Annotated in this window: 14 protein-coding genes; 2 read left to right on the forward strand and 12 right to left on the reverse strand. The window is 67.5% G+C overall.

What is annotated here, in order from left to right; all coding sequences use genetic code 11:
- Positions 1 to 122: 122 nt before the first annotated feature.
- Together BM244_RS15800 and BM244_RS15805 are read left to right on the forward strand one after the other, a co-directional pair.
- Positions 123 to 1,514, forward strand: coding sequence for an efflux transporter outer membrane subunit (locus BM244_RS15800; protein ID WP_093399860.1), 1,392 nt, complete (start codon positions 123 to 125; stop codon positions 1,512 to 1,514).
- On the forward strand, positions 1,511 to 3,013 hold the full coding sequence (locus BM244_RS15805) for a DHA2 family efflux MFS transporter permease subunit (RefSeq protein ID WP_093400064.1): 1,503 nt from the start codon (positions 1,511 to 1,513) through the stop codon (positions 3,011 to 3,013). Before BM244_RS15800 ends, BM244_RS15805 begins: the two co-directional genes overlap by 4 nt.
- 28 nt (positions 3,014 to 3,041) lie before the next feature.
- On the opposite strand, the gene mdoH is transcribed toward BM244_RS15805, so the two are convergent.
- The 12 genes from mdoH to BM244_RS15865 form a co-directional block, all read right to left on the reverse strand.
- The gene (gene mdoH / locus BM244_RS15810; RefSeq protein ID WP_254784482.1) at positions 3,042 to 4,844 is read right to left on the reverse strand and encodes a glucans biosynthesis glucosyltransferase MdoH; all 1,803 of its coding nucleotides are present in this window, start codon (positions 4,842 to 4,844) and stop codon (positions 3,042 to 3,044) included.
- A gap of 17 nt (positions 4,845 to 4,861) precedes the next feature.
- Complete coding sequence (locus BM244_RS15815; protein ID WP_093399862.1) at positions 4,862 to 6,355, reverse strand: OpgD/OpgG family glucan biosynthesis protein; 1,494 nt, start codon at positions 6,353 to 6,355, stop codon at positions 4,862 to 4,864.
- A gap of 90 nt (positions 6,356 to 6,445) precedes the next feature.
- Complete coding sequence (locus tag BM244_RS15820; RefSeq protein WP_093399864.1) at positions 6,446 to 6,691, reverse strand: hypothetical protein; 246 nt, start codon at positions 6,689 to 6,691, stop codon at positions 6,446 to 6,448.
- A gap of 269 nt (positions 6,692 to 6,960) precedes the next feature.
- A complete protein-coding gene (locus BM244_RS15825; RefSeq protein ID WP_093399865.1) occupies positions 6,961 to 7,650 on the reverse strand; it encodes a response regulator transcription factor in 690 nt (229 codons plus the stop codon).
- Complete coding sequence (locus tag BM244_RS15830) at positions 7,647 to 10,307, reverse strand: sensor histidine kinase (RefSeq protein ID WP_093399867.1); 2,661 nt, start codon at positions 10,305 to 10,307, stop codon at positions 7,647 to 7,649. Before BM244_RS15830 ends, BM244_RS15825 begins: the two co-directional genes overlap by 4 nt.
- The gene (gene kdpC, locus BM244_RS15835) at positions 10,304 to 10,879 is read right to left on the reverse strand and encodes a potassium-transporting ATPase subunit KdpC (protein WP_093399868.1); all 576 of its coding nucleotides are present in this window, start codon (positions 10,877 to 10,879) and stop codon (positions 10,304 to 10,306) included. The genes BM244_RS15830 and kdpC overlap by 4 nt, the downstream gene beginning before the upstream one ends.
- A gap of 274 nt (positions 10,880 to 11,153) precedes the next feature.
- Complete coding sequence (kdpB, locus tag BM244_RS15840) at positions 11,154 to 13,184, reverse strand: potassium-transporting ATPase subunit KdpB (protein ID WP_093399870.1); 2,031 nt, start codon at positions 13,182 to 13,184, stop codon at positions 11,154 to 11,156.
- A gap of 14 nt (positions 13,185 to 13,198) precedes the next feature.
- Positions 13,199 to 14,902, reverse strand: a complete 1,704-nt coding sequence (gene kdpA / locus BM244_RS15845) for a potassium-transporting ATPase subunit KdpA (RefSeq protein WP_093399872.1) — start codon at positions 14,900 to 14,902, stop codon at positions 13,199 to 13,201.
- A 12-nt stretch (positions 14,903 to 14,914) separates the two neighbouring features.
- The gene (gene kdpF, locus BM244_RS15850) at positions 14,915 to 15,004 is read right to left on the reverse strand and encodes a K(+)-transporting ATPase subunit F (RefSeq protein ID WP_055875324.1); all 90 of its coding nucleotides are present in this window, start codon (positions 15,002 to 15,004) and stop codon (positions 14,915 to 14,917) included.
- 115 nt (positions 15,005 to 15,119) lie between these two features.
- Positions 15,120 to 15,968, reverse strand: a complete 849-nt coding sequence (locus tag BM244_RS15855) for a TorF family putative porin (RefSeq protein WP_093400066.1) — start codon at positions 15,966 to 15,968, stop codon at positions 15,120 to 15,122.
- Positions 15,969 to 16,095: 127 nt separating this feature from the next.
- Positions 16,096 to 17,223, reverse strand: a complete 1,128-nt coding sequence (gene nhaA / locus BM244_RS15860; RefSeq protein ID WP_254784483.1) for a Na+/H+ antiporter NhaA — start codon at positions 17,221 to 17,223, stop codon at positions 16,096 to 16,098.
- On the reverse strand, positions 17,220 to 18,614 hold the full coding sequence (locus tag BM244_RS15865) for an FAD/NAD(P)-binding protein (RefSeq protein WP_093400067.1): 1,395 nt from the start codon (positions 18,612 to 18,614) through the stop codon (positions 17,220 to 17,222). The genes nhaA and BM244_RS15865 overlap by 4 nt, the downstream gene beginning before the upstream one ends.
- Positions 18,615 to 18,782: the final 168 nt, after the last annotated feature.

The following is an 18,782-nucleotide window of genomic DNA, read 5'->3' on the forward strand; positions in this document are numbered from 1 at the left end:
CCCCCCTCCCTGAAAGGGAGGGGCCGGGGGTGGGTCGGCGTCCACAAATCCGAACCGTCGTGCCTCAAGCCGGCCTACCCACCCCCAACCCCTCCCTTTCAGGGAAGGGGGCGGTTGCGTCCGTGGCTGTCCTGGTAGCCTCAACATTGCTCGCCGCGTGCACCACCGCCGGCCCGAACTACGCGCTCCCCGAGTCCGCAGTCGTCAAGCGCCCCTCCGCCCAGGGCGAATTCGACAGCGGCCACGAGAAGGCGTTCGCCGACACCCCCCTCCCCGATCACTGGTGGCAGCTCTACGGCGACCCCCGCCTCGACGCATTCGTCACCGAGGCACTCGCCGCCAACACCGACCTCCGCGCCGCCGACGCCAACCTGCGCCGGGCCGACGCGGTCGTTGCCGAAGTCGCCGCGGGCCGAACGCTGTCGACCGTGGTCGGCGGCGGCACCTCGCTCGACCGCCCCTACACGACTGGCGGCAACCTACCCGGCACGCTCGACTACAACCTCGGCATCACGCTAGCCTATCCACTCGACCTGTCGGGCCGCATCCGCCGCGCGATCGAGGCGGCCCAAGGCGACGCCGAGGCCGTCGCCGCCGCGCGCGACAACGTCCGCGTGACCGTCGCCGCGGAGACCGCGCGCAGCTACGCTACCGCCTGCACCGCGAACTCGGTGCTCGCCGCGAACAACCGCATCCTCGCGCTGCAACGCCAGACGCTGAACGTCACGCAGCGCCTGCAACGCGGCGGGCGCGGCACCGCGTTCGACGTGACGCGCGCGCGCACCGCGGTCGACCAGAGCGAGGCGCTAATCCCGTCACAGGTAGCGACGCGCACCGCCGCGCTCTACCGTCTTGCCACGCTGATGGGCCGCACGCCCGCCGACTATCCCAAGGACGTCGCGACCTGTGCGAAGCCCCCGGCGCTAACCCGGCCGCTGCCGATCGGCGACGGGACCGCGCTGATCCTGCGCCGCCCCGATATCCGCCAGGCCGAACGCTCGCTCGCCGCCGCCACTGCGCGGATCGGCGTGGCGACCGCCAACCTCTATCCGCAGGTCAGCCTCGGCGGCTCGGCCGGGTTCACGGGTCCGGTCTCGTCGCTCGGCTCGACCAACGCGTTCCATCTCGGACTCGGGCCGTTGATCAGCTGGAGCTTCCCCAACCGCCCGGTCATCCGCGCGCAGATCGCGCAAGCCGGTGCCAGCGCGGATCAGGCACTGGCGCAGTTCGATTCGACTACACTCGAGGCGCTCCGCCAGACCGAGACCGCGCTCTCCGCCTATGCGCGCGAAGGCGACCGCAACGCAGCCCTGCGCCGCGCGCAGTCCAGCGCCGCACGCGCCGCGGATCAGGCCGGGACGCTCTACCGCTTCGGCCGCACCGACTTCCTGTCGCTGCTGACCGCGCAAGCCGCCCTGACCACCGCGCAAGCCAACCTTGCGGCATCCGATGCGCTGCTGGTCGATCGCCAGGTCGACGTCTTCAAGGCGCTCGGCGGGGGGTGGCAGGCATGAGGCTCCGCAGACGCGGGCTCGCCTCGATCAACAGCGAAATCCGCGACGGCATCATGCCCGCCGCCGACACCATCGCGCGCGTCGCGAAGGACCCGGACGCGTTGCCGCATACGCCAAGCAACTACCGCGTCACCGCACTGATCATCGCCTGCGCGCTGTTCATGGAGCAGATGGACTCGACCGTGCTCGCCACCGCGCTGCCGACGATGGCGCGCGATTTCGGCGTCCCCGCGACCAGCATGAGTTCGGCGTTGACCTCGTACCTGCTGGCGCTCGCGATCTTCATCCCCGCGAGCGGACGCCTGGCGGACCGGTTCGGCTCGCGCACGATCTTCCGCGCGGCGATCCTCATTTTCGTCGGCGGATCGATGCTGTGCGGCCAGGCGACCAGCCTGCCCTTCATGATGTTCGCGCGTTTCCTGCAAGGGCTCGGCGGCGCGATGATGATCCCGATCGGCCGCCTCGTCCTGCTCCGCAGCGTCGCCAAGGAGGACATGGTCCAGGCGATGTCGTGGCTGATCATGCCCGCACTGATCGGCCCGATCCTGGGTCCCCCGGTCGGCGGCGCGATCGTCACCTATCTCGACTGGCGCTGGATCTTCTATCTTAACGTGCCGATCGGCCTGCTCGGCGTGATCCTGGTGACGCGCTTCATCGGCGAGGTTCGCGAGGACAAACCGGCGCGCTTCGACGTGCCCGGCTTCATCCTGTCGGGCGTGTCGCTCGGCTGCCTGTTGTTCGGGTTCGAGATGACCAGCCGCACCGGCGAACTGTCGCGGGCAATGGTACTGATCGTGGTCGGGCTGGTCGCGGGCGTGGCGTATATCCGCCACGCGAAACACCGCAGCGACCCGATCCTCGATTTGTCGCTGATGCGGATCCCGACGTTCCGGCTGTCGGTGATCGGCGGATCGCTGACCCGCATCACGCAGGGCGCGCAGCCGTTTCTGCTGCCGATGATGCTCCAATTGGGCTTCGGCATGACCGCGGCGGCGAGCGGCGCGATCACGATTGCCGGCGCGATCGGTTCGTTGATGATGAAGAGCCTCGCACCGCGCGTGCTCAGGCGCTTTGGGTTCCGCAACAGCCTGATCGTCGGCGGCCTCTGCGCGAGTTCGGGCTACGCGGTCGCAGGGTTGTTCCGCCCCGACTGGCCGATCCCCGCGATCTTTGCGGTATTATTGGTGTCGGGCTTCTTCATGTCCTTCCAGTTCTCGGCGTACAACACGATCGCCTATGACGAGATCCCGTCGTCGCGGATGAGCAGCGCGACCAGCTTCTACGCGACGTTCCAGCAGCTGATGCTGTCGCTCGGGATCTGCGTGGGGGCGGCGTCGCTGCATGTTGGAATGCTGGGGACGGGTGCGACGCGGCCTGCGCTGACGGACTTTACGCTGGCGTTTCTAGTGGTGACTGCGGTGTCGGCGTCGGCGACGATCTGGAACCGACGGTTCGCAGCGGACGCCGGAGCGGACTTAAGCGGACACCGAGCCGCATAATTATCCTCCCCTGCAAGGGGAGGACGTATCAGCTGCTATGCGCCGGCAGCGAGGGTCGCGACAGCACCGAAACATGCTCGCCGGGCTCGACGAACATCCCGTGCGACAGCGCCCACTTCCCCGCCTTCTCGCTCGCCGTCAGCATTGTCAGGAACGGACTGAGCAGAAACCCCAGCGTAACCGGTGCAAGCCATGCCGCGGTGACCGGCGCGAACGGCGTGATCAGCAGCAACGCCACCCCCACTCCGACATGCCAGCGATACCGCGGCATCACGTCCGCCAGCGACAGTTCGTGGGCATCGCGGTTCTGCGGTGCCCAGCCGGACTTCCGCCCCATGAGGATCCCCGCGAGATCGATCGTCTGCGTCAACGCGATCACCGGCGCGGACAGCATCGAGAACGGCACGTCGAGCAGCACCGATCGCACGATCCCGCGCCGCCCCCCAAACCCCGCACGCCGCTCCGCATTCGAGAACGCCCAGATAACGCTTAGCAGTTTTGGGCCGAAGAGCAGCATCAGTGTTACGAACAGCACCTGTAGCGAGGTGTGCGCTTCGACGATGTTGCGCTCGCCGATCAACGCCTGCACCACGCTCGTCGCGATCATCAGCAGCCACACCGGCGAAGTGATGAACGCCGACGCGCCCATCAGCAGTTGCAGGCGGCTGACCCAGTGGAACCCCGACGACGTCAGCAAACTCAGATGCTGGATATTCCCCTGCGCCCAGCGCCGATCGCGCACCGCCGCATCGATCAGCGTCGGCGGATATTCCTCGAACGTCTCCTCGGTCATCAGCATGTGGACGCGCCAGCCGCGCCGCCGCAGCAACGCCGCCTCGACCATGTCGTGGCTCATGATGACGCCGCCGAACGGCGCGCGCCCTGGCAGGTCCGGTAGCCCGCAACTGGAAGCGAACGCCTCGATCCGGATCAGCGCGTTATGCCCCCAGAAGGTCGCCTCCGAGCCCGACCACCAGACCAGCCCGGCAGTCGATATCGGGCCATACAACCGGCTGGCGAACTGCATCCAGCGCTGGAAGAACGTCACGCCGTTAATCACCGCCGGCACGGTCTGGAGCAGCGCCACCGCAGGCCGCCGTTCGAGCACCTGCGCCATGCCGATGATCGTGTTGCCGCCCATCAAACTGTCCGCGTCGAGCATCAGCATATAGCGATAGCCGCCGCCGAACCGCCGGATCCATTCCGCGACGTTGCCGGGTTTGCGGCCGACGTTCACGGTACGGCGACGGTAATAGAGCGCGCAGTCGAGTGTCGGCGCGAGCCGCTCCCACGCCACGACCTCGGCCGCTTCCGCAGCTTCGCCGGAATCGCTGAGGATGAAGATGTCGAACCGGTCGGCGACACCGCCGGCGGCGATCGCCCGCGCCATCCAGGCGATCCGCTCGAACACCGCATCGATGTCCTCGTTGTGGACCGGCATCAGGATCGCGGTGCGGCCCTCGAGCGGCTCCGACTGGCGCGGCGTCGGGACGAACCCCGGATGCCCGCCGGTCATCAGCAGCACGAAGCCGATCGCGGCGTTCATGAAGCCGAACGCGATCCACGCGAACAACGGGAAGAACAGTGCGAGCAACGCCGCGTCCCAGAAACTCAGTCCGTCGGCAAGCAGCGATTCCTGCACCGCCGACGACGCCGCGGTTGCTAGCAGACCGGTCATCAGCACGAGAAGGATGCGGCGCGCGAGCATGTCGTCGGAGGACACGACCATGCCGGGGCTGGGCTCGGGTGCGGACCAGGGCGGCGGCGGCCCGTCGAAACGCTGCGGGGGCATATCGATCGGCGTTTCGCCCGGCATCATGGAGGCCATCATTGCGGGAAGCGCGGGCATCAGAATATCGGAGTCAGGACGGTTTCACTGAGAGCGCGACCGCCGCGCGTGAGGAACAACCTGACGTCGGCGGGGCCCTGCGCATCGGGAGCCACGTCTGCGGTGACGCGCCAGCGGTTCTTCTGGCCGACGACGGGATAGGCCGCGTTGGCAAGCACCTTGCCGCGGACGACGTCGATCTTCGCGGTCACACCGCTCTGTCGATCAAGCCCGGCAAGACCGTCGCCGATGAAATCGACGACGAGCTTCCGCGCCCCCTTCACCGGCTCGGCGCCCGGGCGGCCGGCGACGCCCTGCCAGCAATCGACAACGTGCGCGGTCGTGGCGACGGCGGTCGGATCGGCCGATTTCCATGAGAGCGAGTAATCGAACTGCAACCGCTGCCCCGCTTTTGCAGGCACGGCCGGGGTCCAGAACGAGACGACATTGTCGACCGTCTCGCTGTTGGTCGGGAAGGCATAGAGCATCACTGCGCCCTTGCCCCAGTCGCCCTGCGGCTGGACCCACAAATTCGGCCGGCGATCGTAGAACGCGCCGTCGTCCTGGTAGTGATCGAAGTTCCGATCGCGCTGGATCAGCCCGAAGCCCTTGGGCGCCTGGTCCGCAAAACTGTCGAGCGTATCGTGCGGCGGATTGTTGAGGGGGCGCCAGATGCGTTCGCCGGCTCCGGTGAGGAGCGCCAGGCCGTCCGAATCGTGGATCTCGGGACGCCAGTCGACCGCAGCGGCGCGATTGCCTTCGCCGTACCAGAACATGCTGGTGGCAGGCGCCACGCCGAGCCGCTCGATATCGCGGCGCACGTTGAGCACGGACGAGACCTGCTGCTCGACCCCCGCGCCGGCGACGTGGCGCGACTGGATGCGGTACGCGCCGGTGACGCTCTCGCCGTCCATCAGCGCATAGATCGTGTACGCGTCCGCGCCGGTTCGCTCGATCCAGAATTCGGTGAAGTCGGGGAATTCCTCGCGGCCCGGCAGCCCGGTGTTGATCGCGAGTCCGCGCGCGGACAGGCCGTACTGGTCCTGCGCGCCGGCGGTCCGAAAATAGGACGCGCCCTGGAACGCCATCCAGTCGCTGGTCCCGCCCGGTGCCATCGCGCGGAACCCGGCGATGCCCAGCGCGGCGGCGTGGCCCTCTTCGGCCTCGAACAGGTCGCGCGAGAACTCGATGCGACGCGCTTGCCCACCCTCGACGACGTTTATCGCGACCGGCATCGGCGCATAGCGGCCAAGCGGGAACAGGCGGATACCGCCCGCCAGCGTCTTGTCGGCGCGGAAGCGGATGCTGCCAACCTTGTCGTAATCGATCGCGGCGGCGGCTGCGACCTTGGCGGGAGCGGCGTATGGCTTGGTGGCGAGCGTCGCGGCGCGCTGCTGGAGCGCATCCCACGAGAACGGCTCGGCCTTGCCGGGCACCGTACGCATTGCTGCGGCGGCCTGCGGGAGGACACCCAACAGACCCAGCGCGGTTACTACTTCGCGTCGACCGATCATGCAGAGCGCTCCCTTGTCATCATCATGCTGCAGTGCGGTAGCATAGTGACGATGCGCGCGCGCGTCGACAGGTCCCGCGGCGGGCGCGCCCTATCGCGCGGCGCGTCGCCAGCGGGCGCTGATCCTGACCGGGTCGTGGATATGCCCGCCGACGACCACCAGCATCGTTCCGGCAGTTGCGCAGAGGAAGCCTATCGTGGCGAGCAGGAACGCGAACGGGCCGGCTGCCGAGTGAAGGCGAGCGAGCGCGTGAACCGCGGTAATGGCAATCGCGAGCGACAGAACACCACTGGCGCGGAGGCTGAGATCGGTGCGGAGGCGGTGAGCGTCGGTCATGCGACACTCCAGCTATCGCCTGCCGCATATGCGTTCGAGATTGGTTTTGAGGGGGAGCCATAGTGTTCACATAGTGCGCAACCCCGTCATCCCGGCGAAAGCCGGGACCTCGCGCGGCAGGGGCGACGCGTGGCTGGAAACCTTAGCATTTGCTGGGGTGACGGTTGGCTGCGTGCATTTACCAGCGAACCGCCTGCTTCCTCATTCTCCCGCGAAGGCGGGAGCCCAGTCTGGATCCCCGCCTTCGCGGGGAAACAAGTTTTCTCAGCTCATGCGTCGACCAACAGCCGGTACCCGATCCCGAGTTCGTTCGCGATGACCGTGCCGACTCCCCCCGTCCCCTCCAGCTTCTGCCGCAAGTTACGCACGACGATGCGGAGATATTCGATCCGGCGATCGTGATCCGTCGGCCACGCCGCCTCTAGGATCCGCTGGTGCGTCACCACCCGCCCCGGATGCGCCGCCAGCGCCGACAGCACGTCGAACTCCTTCCGCGTCAGATGCGCCTCCTCGTTGCCACGCCGGACTAGGCGATGCTCGAAATCGATCTCCACTCCATGCGCGCGCAGGACCGTCGGCCGCGATGTCGCCTCCCCTCGACCGCGCAACGCGACGCGGAGGCGGGCGAGCAGTTCTTCGGTGTCGAACGGTTTCGTCACATAATCCTCGGCACCCAGATCGAGCGCGGCCACCTTTTGGTCGGTCGCCTCGCGCGCGGAGACGACGAGAATGATCGGATCGCCGAGCTTCTTCAGCAGCGGCACCAGTTCAAGTCCGTCTCGGTCGGGCAACCCCAGGTCGAGTAGCACTGCGGTCAACGGTCGGCTCCCCGCGATCCGCAGCGCCTCACGCGCGTCGACCGCCTCCTCGACGCCGTACCCCGCGCGTTCGAGCGTGTTTTTCAACAGCCGACGGATATGCAGTTCGTCGTCAACGATCAGAACCGTCTGCGCGCTCACAGATTCGCTCCATCGGTATCGCGGACGAGCAGGGCCACGGGAAAGCACAGGCTGAACCGTGCGCCCGTCAGGTCATCGCGGTTGCTGGCTTCGACGGTCATCCCCATCGCTTCGGCGAACGCCTTGACGATCGCAAGCCCGAGCCCGGTGCCGCCGATCGCGCGGTCGGAGCCTTCGAGGCGGCGGAACGTCTCGAACACCTCCTTCTCGCGGCCGGGTGGCAGGCCGGGTCCCTGGTCGATCACCGACAGGCGGAGCAGCCCGAACCGGTGTTCCGCGCGCACGACGATCGGCGTACCGGGATCGGCATAGCGCCCCGCATTGTCGAGCAGGTTGAGCAGGCAGTGGTGCAGCAGTTGCGGATCGACGCGGACCAAAGGCAGGTTCGGCGCGACGTCGAGTTCGATCGCATGACCTTCGAGCACGCGCTTCGTGTCGTGGACCGCGCCCGCCACCGCATCGGTGAGGTCGGTCGGTTCGAGCCGCAACCGGAGCGCCCCCGCCTCGACGCGCGCCATGTCGAGCAGGTTGCCGACGAAACGATTGAGCCGCGCCGCCTCGGTCTCGATCGTGTCGATCAGCTCCGGCGTGACGCCGCGGTGCAATTCCGCTGCCGCAGCCATCACCGAGGTCAGCGGCGTGCGCAGGTCGTGGCTCACCGACGACAGCAACGCCTGCCGCAACCGATCGCGCTCGCGCACCGCATCGACATCGCGCATCTCGACCTCGAGCCGCGCCCGTTCGAGCACCAGCGACGCCTGGTCGACCAGGCTCATCAGCAATGGCAACTGGTCCGACCGCACCGGATCGCCACCCGCCTCGCGAGCCAGCCCGAGCACCGCCAGTGTCCGCTCGCCCGAGCGAAGCGGCTGGAAAAACCACTCCGACGCCGCCAGCGTGCTCGACCCACGCCCCGCCGGCGTGCCCGTATCATAGGCCCATTGCGCGGCCGCCATCTCCATCGTCTCGAGCCGATAGTCCACGCCGTTCGCAGCCTGAACCGCAAGGCCGGGATCTTCCGCGACGAGGATGACGGAACGCACGCCGAAAAGCCTGCCGATTTCCTCGCAGATCGCGCGGGCCAGCGCGACCGGGTCGTTGAGCGAGGTCAGTTGGCGCAGGAACCCGGCGAGCGCGGCGTTAGTGCGAGCGCTGGCGGCGGCGATGTCGGCCTGCGCGCGGACTCGCGACGTGAGCTGGCTCGTCACGAACGCGATGCCGAGCAGCACGAGGATCGAGATCACGTTCTCGGGATTGTTGATCGTCAGCGTGCCGGTCGGCGGCAGGAAGAAGAAGTTGTACGCGATCGACGAAACCACGCCTGCGAACAGCCCGGTGCGCAGGCCGAACAGGCTCGCCGCGGCCATCACCGGCAGCAGGTACAGTAACGCGACATTGCCGAGGTTGAGGATGTGGAACAGCGCGCTGGCCATGCCGGTGACGCCGGCCACCATAGCAGTCGTCCAAGCATAGCCCGCCTTGCTGCCCCAGCCGCCGCTGTGCGTGCGCTTGCTCCGGGTGGCGGTGCCCGCCTCCATCGGCAGGACGTGGACGGCGATCCCCGGTGACTCGCGGACCATCTGGTCGACGACCGAGCCGTGGCGCAGTTCGAACAAGCGCGAGCGGGTGGACTTGCCGACCACCAGCTGCGTCGCGCGGGCTTCGGTGGTGAAGGTCTTGAGGCCGTCGACCACCGACGTCGCGGGGACGGTCGCGACGTCGCCGCCGAGTTGCGTCGCCAGGTTGAAGACCGCGGCGAGCTGGCGGTGCTCGGGCTCGCCGAAGGTCTGCGCACGCGGCGTCTCGATATACACCGCAGTCCAGGGCGCGTGCATCGCGTCGGCGATCCGCTTGGTCGCGCGGACGAGACCAAGTGCGCCGGGCAGTTCGCTGATCGCGACGACGATCCGCTCGCCGCCTGCCCAGGTGCCGCCGACGCCTAATGCGCGGACGTGTTCGAGCATCTGCGCATCGACGGCCTGCGCGGCGCGGCGGAGGGCGAGTTCGCGTAAAGCCGACAGGTTCGACTTGGAGAAGAAGTGCGCGAGCGCCCGCGTGGCTTCGTGGGGGAGGTAGACCTTACCCGCCTTCAGCCGCTCGATCAGTTCGTCGGGCGGGATGTCGACGACTTCGATCTCGGCGGCCTCGACGATGCTGTCGGGGACGGTCTCGCGGACGCGGACGCGCGTAAACGACGCGACGACGTCGTTGAGGCTTTCGATGTGCTGGATGTTGATCGTCGAATAGACGTCGATGCCCGCAGCGAGCAGTTCCTCGACGTCCTGGTAGCGTTTGGGGTGGCGGCTGCCGGGCGCGTTGGTGTGGGCGAGTTCATCGACCAGGACGAGCGTCGGCGCACGATCGAGGATGGCGTCGAGGTCCATCTCGTCGAGCGTGCGGCCCTCGTAGGGGATCGCTTTGCGCGGGACGATCTCGTGGCCTCGCGTGAGCGCTTCGGTTTCGACGCGGCCGTGCGTCTCGACCACACCGATGACGACGTCGACTCCGGCGCGGCGACGTTCCGCGCCTTCGGAGAGCATCTCGTAGGTTTTCCCAACACCGGGGGCGGCGCCAAGGAAGATCTTCAGACGGCCGCGCCCCTCCTGCGACGCCTGTCGCAGAAGGGCCTCGGGTGATGGTCGTCCGTCGTCGTTCAACGTGCGGCGTCGAGGGCGCGGTTGAGGGCGAAGACGTTCACGCGTGGCTCGCCGAGGATGCCGAGCAGCGGGCCGTCGACGTTGGCGGTTACTAGCGCACGGACCTTGTCGGCGGGCAGACCGCGGGTGCGGGCGACGCGGGCGACCTGCGCGTAGGCCGAGGCCGGCGACAGATCGGGGTCGAGACCCGAACCCGAGGCGGTGGCGAGATCGGCCGGGAGTGGCCCGGTCACGCCTTCCGCGCGGCGCTTGGCAACGTCCGCCTTGGTGCGATCGACCAGCGCCTGGCTGGTCGGGCCGTAGTTCGAGCCGGACGAAGCCAGACCGTCATAGCCCTTGCCGGCGGCCGAGGGGCGCGTCTGGAAATAGCGATCGGTGGTGAAGGCTTGGCCGACGACGGTCGAGCCGATCGCCTTGCCGTTGGCTATGACGAGGCTGCCGTTCGCTTGCGCGGGGAAGATGGCCTGTCCGATCCCGGTCATGGCGAGGGGATAGACGATCCCGAGCAGCAGCGCGAACAGGATCGTCATGACGAACGCCGGGCGGAGGGCGGAGGTGAAATCGGAGTTCATTGTGTCGTCTCCATGTGTCCCCGCGAAGGCGGGGACGCAGTCTGGGCACCCGCCTTCGCGGGTGAACAATTCTTGGGGGTGAGGTCACACGTCGCATCTCGGCCGCGCCCGCCAGCCACGTCCCCGGCGGAAGCCGGGGTCCAGTTGGGGAACGTCGCTAACGGCGGGTGCGCTTCGTTACCGCGACCTTTCCACCTGGGCCCCGGCCTTCGCCGGGGGGGCGTTGGGGGTTGGTGCGAGGATGCGTGCGCTCTCGAAGAGCCACTCTTCGTCATCATGCCAGCCCCAGCGCACCGACCAGAAGGTCGATCAGCTTTATCCCCACGAACGGCGCGATCAGCCCGCCCAGCCCATACACCGCGAGGTTGCGCGCGAGCAGCGGCCCCGCCGCCATCGGCTTGTACGCCACCCCCTTCAGCGCGAGCGGCACCAGCATCGGGATGATGATCGCGTTGAAGATGATCGCCGACAGGATCGCGCTTTCGGGCGAGCCCAGCCGCATCACGTTCAGCACGCCGAGCCCCGGATACAGCGCGACGAACATCGCCGGGATGATCGCGAAATACTTCGCCACGTCGTTCGCCACCGAGAAGGTCGTCAGCGCACCGCGGGTCATCAGCAGTTGCTTTCCGAGCCCAACGATCTCGATCAGCTTGGTCGGATCGCTGTCGAGGTCGACCATGTTGCCCGCCTCGCGCGCCGCCTGCGTACCGGTGTTCATCGCCACGCCGACGTCGGCCTGCGCCAACGCCGGCGCATCATTGGTACCGTCGCCGCACATCGCGACCAGCCGCCCGCCCTGCTGTTCCTTGCGGATCAGGTCGAGCTTGTCCTCCGGCGTCGCCTGCGCGAGGAAATCATCCACGCCGGCTTCGGCAGCGATCGCGGCGGCGGTGAGCGGGTTGTCGCCGGTGATCATCACCGTGCGGATGCCCATCGCGCGCAACTCGCCGAAGCGTTCGCGAATGCCGGCTTTCACGACGTCCTTGAGGAAGATGGCGCCAAGCAACCGACCATCGCGTGCAACCGCCAGCGGAGTGCCGCCAGCGCGGGCGATCTCGTCCGTGATCCGGCGCAGTTCGGTGGCCGCAGCGGTTGCCCCCGCCCCCGGATTGGCCTTCAGGATCGAGTCGACGGCGCCTTTCTGGATCAGCGAACCGCCGACGATCACGCCCGAGATCCGAGTCTGCGCGGTGAACGGGATGACCTCCGCATCGCCCGGCAGTTCGCTGGTCGTAACGCCGAACTTCTCGCGCGCCAGCACGACGATCGAGCGGCCCTCGGGCGTCTCGTCGGCAAGACTCGCGAGCAACGCCGCCTCGGCCAGATCCTCGTCGCGCGTGCCGCCGACCGAGCGGAACTCGCTCGCCTGGCGGTCGCCGATCGTGATCGTGCCGGTCTTGTCGAGCAACAGCACGTCGATATCGCCCGCCGCCTCGACCGCACGACCCGACTTCGCCAGCACGTTGAAGCGCACCAGTCGGTCCATCCCCGCGATACCGATCGCTGACAGCAGTGCGGCGATCGTAGTTGGGATCAGCGTGATCAGGAGTGCCGCCAGGATCGCGACCGGCACGCGACCACCCGCATAGCTCGCGAAACCGGGGATCGTGCCGACGGCGATCAGGAAGATGATGGTCAGCCCGACGAGCAGCAACGTCAGCGCGATCTCGTTCGGCGTCTTCTGCCGCTCGGCACCCTCGACAAGGGCGATCATGCGGTCGAGAAAGCCTTCGCCGGGATTGGCGGTGACTTTGACCCGGATCTCGTCGGAGATGACGCGCGTGCCCGCGGTCACCGCCGAGCGATCGCCGCCCGCCTCGCGGATCACCGGCGCGCTCTCGCCGGTGATCGCGGCTTCGTTGACCGAGGCGACGCCCCAGACGACTTCGCCGTCGGCCGGGATCAGGTCGCCCATCGTGACGAGGACGATGTCACCCGAGCGGAGCATGCTGGCGGGGACGGACTCGACTTGATCCCCCTTCATGCGGCGGGCGGTCAGTTCGGCCTTGGTCGCGCGCAACGACGCGGCCTGCGCCTTGCCGCGCCCTTCGGCGAGCGCTTCGGCGAAGGTGCCGAACAGCACCGTCAGCCACAGCCAGATCACCAGCTGTATCTTGAAGCCGACCGAAAGCCCGTCGCCGCCGACGTTGACGAGGATCGTCAGCAGCGTGGCAACGACCGCGGTGACGAACATCACCGGGTTGCGGATCAGCTGCCGAGGATCGAGTTTCCGGAAAGCGTCGCCGATCGCGGGAACGATCAAGTCGGCCGTGAACAGCGACTTGGTAGGGGTGCGTGCCATTTTGGCTTGTCCCGTCAGAAGGTTTTGCCGCTGATCATCGCGAGATGATCGGCGATGGGACCGAGCGCGAGGCTCGGCAGGAAGGTCAGGCCGCCGACGATCAGGATGATCCCGACCAGCAGGCCGACCCACAGCGCACCCGTCGTCGGGAACGAGCCTGCGCTCTCCGGCGTGTACTTCTTGGCCGCGAGACCACCGGCGATGGCGAGCATCGGCACGATGATGAAGAACCGCCCAAGCCACATCGCGACGCCCAGCAAGCCGTTGTAATACGGCGTGTTGGCCGTCAGACCGGCAAAGGCCGACCCGTTATTCCCGACCGCGCTGGTGAAGGCGTAGAGGATCTCGCTGAACCCGTGCGGCCCCTTGTTGAGCGGCCCCGCAAGCCCGTCCGGCAGCACGGCACTGAGCGCGGTGAAGCCGAGGATGACGAGCGGCAGGATCGCGATCGCCAGCACCGCCAGCTTCACTTCGCGCGCCTCGATCTTCTTGCCGACATATTCGGGCGTGCGGCCGACCATCAGGCCCGCGACGAACACGGCGAGGATGGCGAACAGCAGGAAGCCGTAGATGCCCGCACCGACGCCGCCGATGACGACTTCGCCGAGCTGCATGTTGAGCAGCGGGATCATGCCACCCAAGGCCGTGAAGCTGTCGTGCATGGCGTTGACAGCGCCGCACGATGCCGCCGTCGTGACGACCGAGAACAAGGCGGACGCGGCGATCCCGAAGCGGACCTCCTTGCCTTCCATATTGCCGCCCGCGACGCCGATGTTGTGGAGGATCGGGTTGCCCGCGGCCTCCTGAGCATAGGTGATGGTGACGCCGGCGAGGAACAGCACGAGCATCGCCGAGAGGATCGCCCAGCCCTGCCTCGTGTTGCCGACGGCCTTGCCGAAGGTCCAGGTCAGGCCGAAGCCGATCACGAAGATCGACAGCATCTGCACGAGGTTGACCAGCGCGGTCGGGTTTTCGAACGGATGCGCCGAGTTCGCGTTGAAGAAGCCGCCACCATTGGTGCCGAGCATCTTGATCGCCTCCTGGCTCGCCACGGGCCCGAGCGTCAGCGTCTGCTTGAGCCCTTCGAGCGTCGTGATGTCGACCGTGCCGGCCATCGTCTGCGGCACGCCGCTGGCGATATAGAAGAGCGTCACGACGACGCAGATCGGCAGCAGCACGTACAGCGTGACGCGCGTCACGTCGGCCCAGAAATTGCCGATCGTCGCACTCGAGCGCCGCGCGAACCCTCGGAACAGCGCGAACGCCAGCGCGATGCCGGTCGCGGCCGACAGGAAGTTGTGGATCGTCAGGCCGAACATCTGGCTGAAGTTCGACATCGTCGATTCACCGGCATAGCTCTGCCAGTTAGTGTTTGCCGTGAAGCTGATCGCGGTGTTGAACGCGAGATGAGGGCTGAGCCCCGCGAGGCCCTGCGGGTTACCCGGTAGGACACCCTGCAAGCGCAGCACCGCGTAGGTCAGCGCCATCAGCACGGCGTTGAACACGATCATGTGCAGCGCGTATCGGCGCCAGCCCTGCTCCTGTTTCGGATCGATTCCGCTGAGCTTGTAGAAGCCGGTCTCGACCGGGCCGAGGATTGCGTGGATCGGGGTGCGGCGGCCTTCGTACAAGGCGAACAGCCACAGGCCGACCGGTTTGGTCAACGCCAGCAATATGCCGACGAAGCCCAGGATGAGGATCCATCCTTCGAATGTCATGAGGATGCGCTCCTAAAAGCGTTCGGGGCGGATGAGCACCGCCACGAGGTAAAACAGCAGCCCGAGCGCGACGATCGCGGCGAGCCAGAGGTCGAGGGTCATGATGGTGTCCTCATGGGCTCAGGCGTTGTCGCACAGGCGGACATAGGCGAGCGTCGCCGCCACCAATCCGACCATGATGGCGATCCTGAGAAGGTCCTGCATGGCTGGGTTCCTTTCAGAAGGCTGCGGTGAGCGAGGCAACCACGGTGCCGTCGGCGATCGATCCGGTGCCGTCCTGGCCGCGGGAGAAGCTGGGCTGGAGATACGCAGCACTGCGACGCGTAATGTCGGTGTCGACATAGCTCACGTTGAAGGTGAGGTTTCGATACGTAGTGTCCGCACCGAGCGACCAATCCCAGTATTCGCCGGTCGGCGCCGCGCTGGTCGCGTTCGGGCCAAGGCCGTCATTGCCCCAGCTATGGCCGATATGCGCTTTGGCGGTGACCGGCGTGCCGACAATGGCGAACGCGCCGTCGCCGGTCAAATACAGGTTGTCTTCCTTGTCGCCCGCGTCGGTGTAGACGCCTGCCGCGGCATCGGCGCCCGTGCGATACCATTTGCCGAGTGCCTGCTGCTTCGGCGCGTAGAACGCGCTCGCCGTCAGCGTCGCCGGGCCGGTCGTGCCGCTGAGCTTCACATAGGGTTCGGCATAGTCGGTCTTCGATGCGCCGCCCGGATACATGTACCAGGTCAGGCCGACGTCAATCGTCGCGTTGTCCGCGAGCTTGTGCTTGTAGCCGCCGATCAGGTCGAGCTCCATGTTCGAGCCGCCGAACGTGCCCCAGCCCGACAGGTTCGAGCCCCATGCGCCGACATAGAACCCGCTCTCATGCGCGATCGTCAGCCCGCCTTGGATCGCGCCGTCCTTGTCCGACTGCGACACGCCGCGCAGGCGATAGTCGGTCGCGAGCGTCACCGAACCGGAGACGGTTACCGGAGACGGCGGCGCGGTGTCCTGTGCGAACGCGGGCGTGGCGATACCGGCGAGAAGTCCGGCGGCGGTGGCGAAACGAAGAATGTGCATTGCGGTCCCCATGCGCGTGCCGCCGAAAGGATGGCGGTTCGCGAGGACTCGCAATTAGGCTCCAGCGACGTAGCAATTCGAGATCGATTGCCGGGCCGGAGCATATGTTTCGCGTAGTATTGTCGAATTATTGTGCGGTGCGGCGAAGGATCAGCCAGCCAGCGACGCCCGACAGGATCGAGCCTGCGAACACGCCCACCTTCACGGCGTCCATCGCGTGCGGCGCGCCGGCGAAGGCGAGCCCGCCGATGAACAGGCTCATCGTGAAGCCGATCCCGCACAGCACGGCCATGCCGTACACCTGCGCCCAGCTCGCGTTACTGGGCGCCTCGGCCAGCCGGAATGTCACCAGCCCACGGATCGTCGCGAAGATGCCGACCTGCTTGCCGAGGAACAGTCCCAGCATGATCCCGACCGGCAGCGGCGCGATCACGTCAGCCGCCACCATCCCGCCGAACGCGATGCCCGCATTGGCGAACCCGAACGCCGGCACGATCAGGAAACTCGACCAGGGTTGGAGTGCGTGTTCGAGCCGTTTCAGCGGCGGCTGGCCGTCCCCCGTCCGCAGCGGGATCGTCAACGCGACCGCCACGCCGGCGAGCGTCGCGTGCACACCCGACAACAAGACGCCGTACCAGATGCCGACACCGATCAGCAGATACGGCACCAGCGACCGCACGCCCGACAGGTTCAGGACGACGAGTACGCCCAGCCCTAAGCCCGCCGCAAGCAACGGCAGCAGCGCGATATGACCCGTGTAGAAGAGCGCGATGACGAGGATCGCGAGCAGGTCGTCGATGACCGCGATCGCCGTCAGCAGCACCTTCAACGAGGTCGGTACGCGCGACCCGAGCAGGGCCAGGATGCCAAGCGCGAACGCGATGTCGGTCGCCGCAGGGATCGCCCAGCCGCGTAAGTTCGCCGGCGTGCCGATATTGACGAGCACATAGAGGGCCGCCGGCACCGCCATGCCCGCGAGCGCCGCCGCACCGGGCATGATGCGCTCGCCCCAGGTCGAGAGATGTCCCGCGACGAACTCGCTCTTCACCTCCAACCCGATCAGCAGGAAGAACAGCGCCATCGCGCCGTCGTCGATCCAGTGATGGACGCTCATCCCGCCGACTGCGTGGTGCAGTGTCGCGAAGTACGTTGGCGCGAGCGGTGAATTGGCGACGATCAGTGCCGCTATCGCCGCCGCGAGCAGCACGATGGCGCCCGCCGCATCACCCGAGAAAAAGCGCCGGATCGCGGTCAAAGACCTTCGCCGCCAACCCATTGCGCATTGGACAGGCGCCGCGCGAGATCCCAGCTCTGGACGCGGATATCGGGCACCGCGACCACCTCCCACAAGCCGCCGCGGGTCATCGGCCCGATGCAGTGGATGCGGTCGTCGGGGGTCCCGTCGGCGCGGATCGCGCGTGACTGCGCATCGACGTCGACGCCGAGCCGCAATGGATCGGGCCGGATCGCACCGGAGGCTAGCAGGTGCTTCACGAGCGGTTCCTCCGAGCGCAACAGGTCGCCCTGCGGCCCGGTGCAATTCACGATCCGCGCCGCGCGCGTGACGACCGGGTCGGTTTCGCCCCGTGGCCGCCATGTCAGCTTTGCCTGTTCACCGTCGGCCTCGGCGGAGACGATCTTCCCCGCCGCGAAGCTGAGCCGCCCGGTCGTAACGAGCGCCTCGACACGGTCCGCAACGGCTGGTGCGAGCCGGTGGCGGTGGACGTCCCAATACGGGCGTAGATGGCGAAGGAAGCGCCCGCGCACCTCCTGCGACGCCGCTGCCCACAGCATCTGCGTGACCGGACGAAGCTCGTCGACTGCGCAGCGCCAGCCCTCTTCGGCGGCACGTGCACGAACATGGCGGACGAGGTCGGTCAGCCCCCCCTGGGGTTTGTCCGAAACCCCGCGATGCGCCGGCGCGCCATCGACATGCCGTCGCGGCGACAACCCGCGTCGCGACATCGCCAGGATATTTCCGGCGAACCCTTGCGCATCAAGCAGCAACGCCGCGTCGATCGCGGTCAGCCCGGTTCCGACCAGCACGACGGTATCGTCCGCACCCAACCCCTCGGCGAGGTTGGCCGCCCACGGATCCGCGTAATAGACACCGGTCGGCAGCGCGTCGGGCTTCAGTCCCGGCGGGGTATGCGGTGGCAGGTTGCCGAGCGCGAGCACCGCGGTGTCGGCGGCGATCTTGCGCCCGTCCGCCATCGTCAGCGTCACCCCGTCGCCTTCGACCGGATCGATCGCGCAGACTTCGCCCTCGACATGCACCAGCCGGCCGTCCGACTCCGCGATCGCCGCATCGAGCAGTTCGCGCAGATACGCGCCATAGGTGGTGCGCGGGACGAAGGTCTTGCGGTCGCCCTCGCCGTGCACCTCGAGCCAGCGGACGAAGTGATCGGGATCGTCGGGCAGCGCGCTCATGTTCCCCGCGCGGACGTTGAGCAGGTGATCGGGATGCGCCGCGCTATACGCGACACCGCGCGCAAGCTGCCGGTCGCGCCGCTCGATCAAGGTCACGCGCGGCCCCTCGTGCCGCATCAGATTGACCGCGAACAGCGCGCCGGAGAACCCGCCCCCGACAACGACGACATGATCCTCGGGCCCCGCAATCCGCGGCATCGTCGCTCGGTCGTCCATCAGTTCGCTCACCTGTACTGCCGATGGCCGCCATGCCCGATCGAAGTCGGCTAGCCCAGCCCTCGCGATCCTCCCCCGCCAGGGGGAGGTGTCGCCGAAGGTGACGGAGGGGGAGGACACGGAACCTCGGTTACCCTTTCCTCCCCTTCGTCTGGCAAGGGCCAGCCA

It is taken from the genome of Sphingomonas sp. OK281 (genome assembly GCF_900115295.1).
Taxonomy (GTDB): Bacteria; Pseudomonadota; Alphaproteobacteria; order Sphingomonadales; family Sphingomonadaceae; genus Sphingomonas.

Bases quoted from the DNA above. Each gene is read 5' to 3' on its own strand.
- mdoH (WP_254784482.1), bottom strand. From the start codon at position 4,844: ATGATGGCCTCCATGATGCCGGGCGAAACGCCGATCGATATGCCCCCG.
- BM244_RS15820 (WP_093399864.1), bottom strand. From the start codon at position 6,691: ATGACCGACGCTCACCGCCTCCGCACCGATCTCAGCCTCCGCGCCAGT.
- kdpB (WP_093399870.1), bottom strand. From the start codon at position 13,184: ATGGCACGCACCCCTACCAAGTCGCTGTTCACGGCCGACTTGATCGTT.
- kdpA (WP_093399872.1), bottom strand. From the start codon at position 14,902: ATGACATTCGAAGGATGGATCCTCATCCTGGGCTTCGTCGGCATATTG.
- kdpF (WP_055875324.1), bottom strand. From the start codon at position 15,004: ATGACCCTCGACCTCTGGCTCGCCGCGATCGTCGCGCTCGGGCTGCTG.
- BM244_RS15805 (WP_093400064.1), top strand. From the start codon at position 1,511: ATGAGGCTCCGCAGACGCGGGCTCGCCTCGATCAACAGCGAAATCCGC.
- BM244_RS15865 (WP_093400067.1), bottom strand. From the start codon at position 18,614: ATGGACGACCGAGCGACGATGCCGCGGATTGCGGGGCCCGAGGATCAT.
- BM244_RS15855 (WP_093400066.1), bottom strand. From the start codon at position 15,968: ATGCACATTCTTCGTTTCGCCACCGCCGCCGGACTTCTCGCCGGTATC.
- BM244_RS15815 (WP_093399862.1), bottom strand. From the start codon at position 6,355: ATGATCGGTCGACGCGAAGTAGTAACCGCGCTGGGTCTGTTGGGTGTC.
- kdpC (WP_093399868.1), bottom strand. From the start codon at position 10,879: ATGAACTCCGATTTCACCTCCGCCCTCCGCCCGGCGTTCGTCATGACG.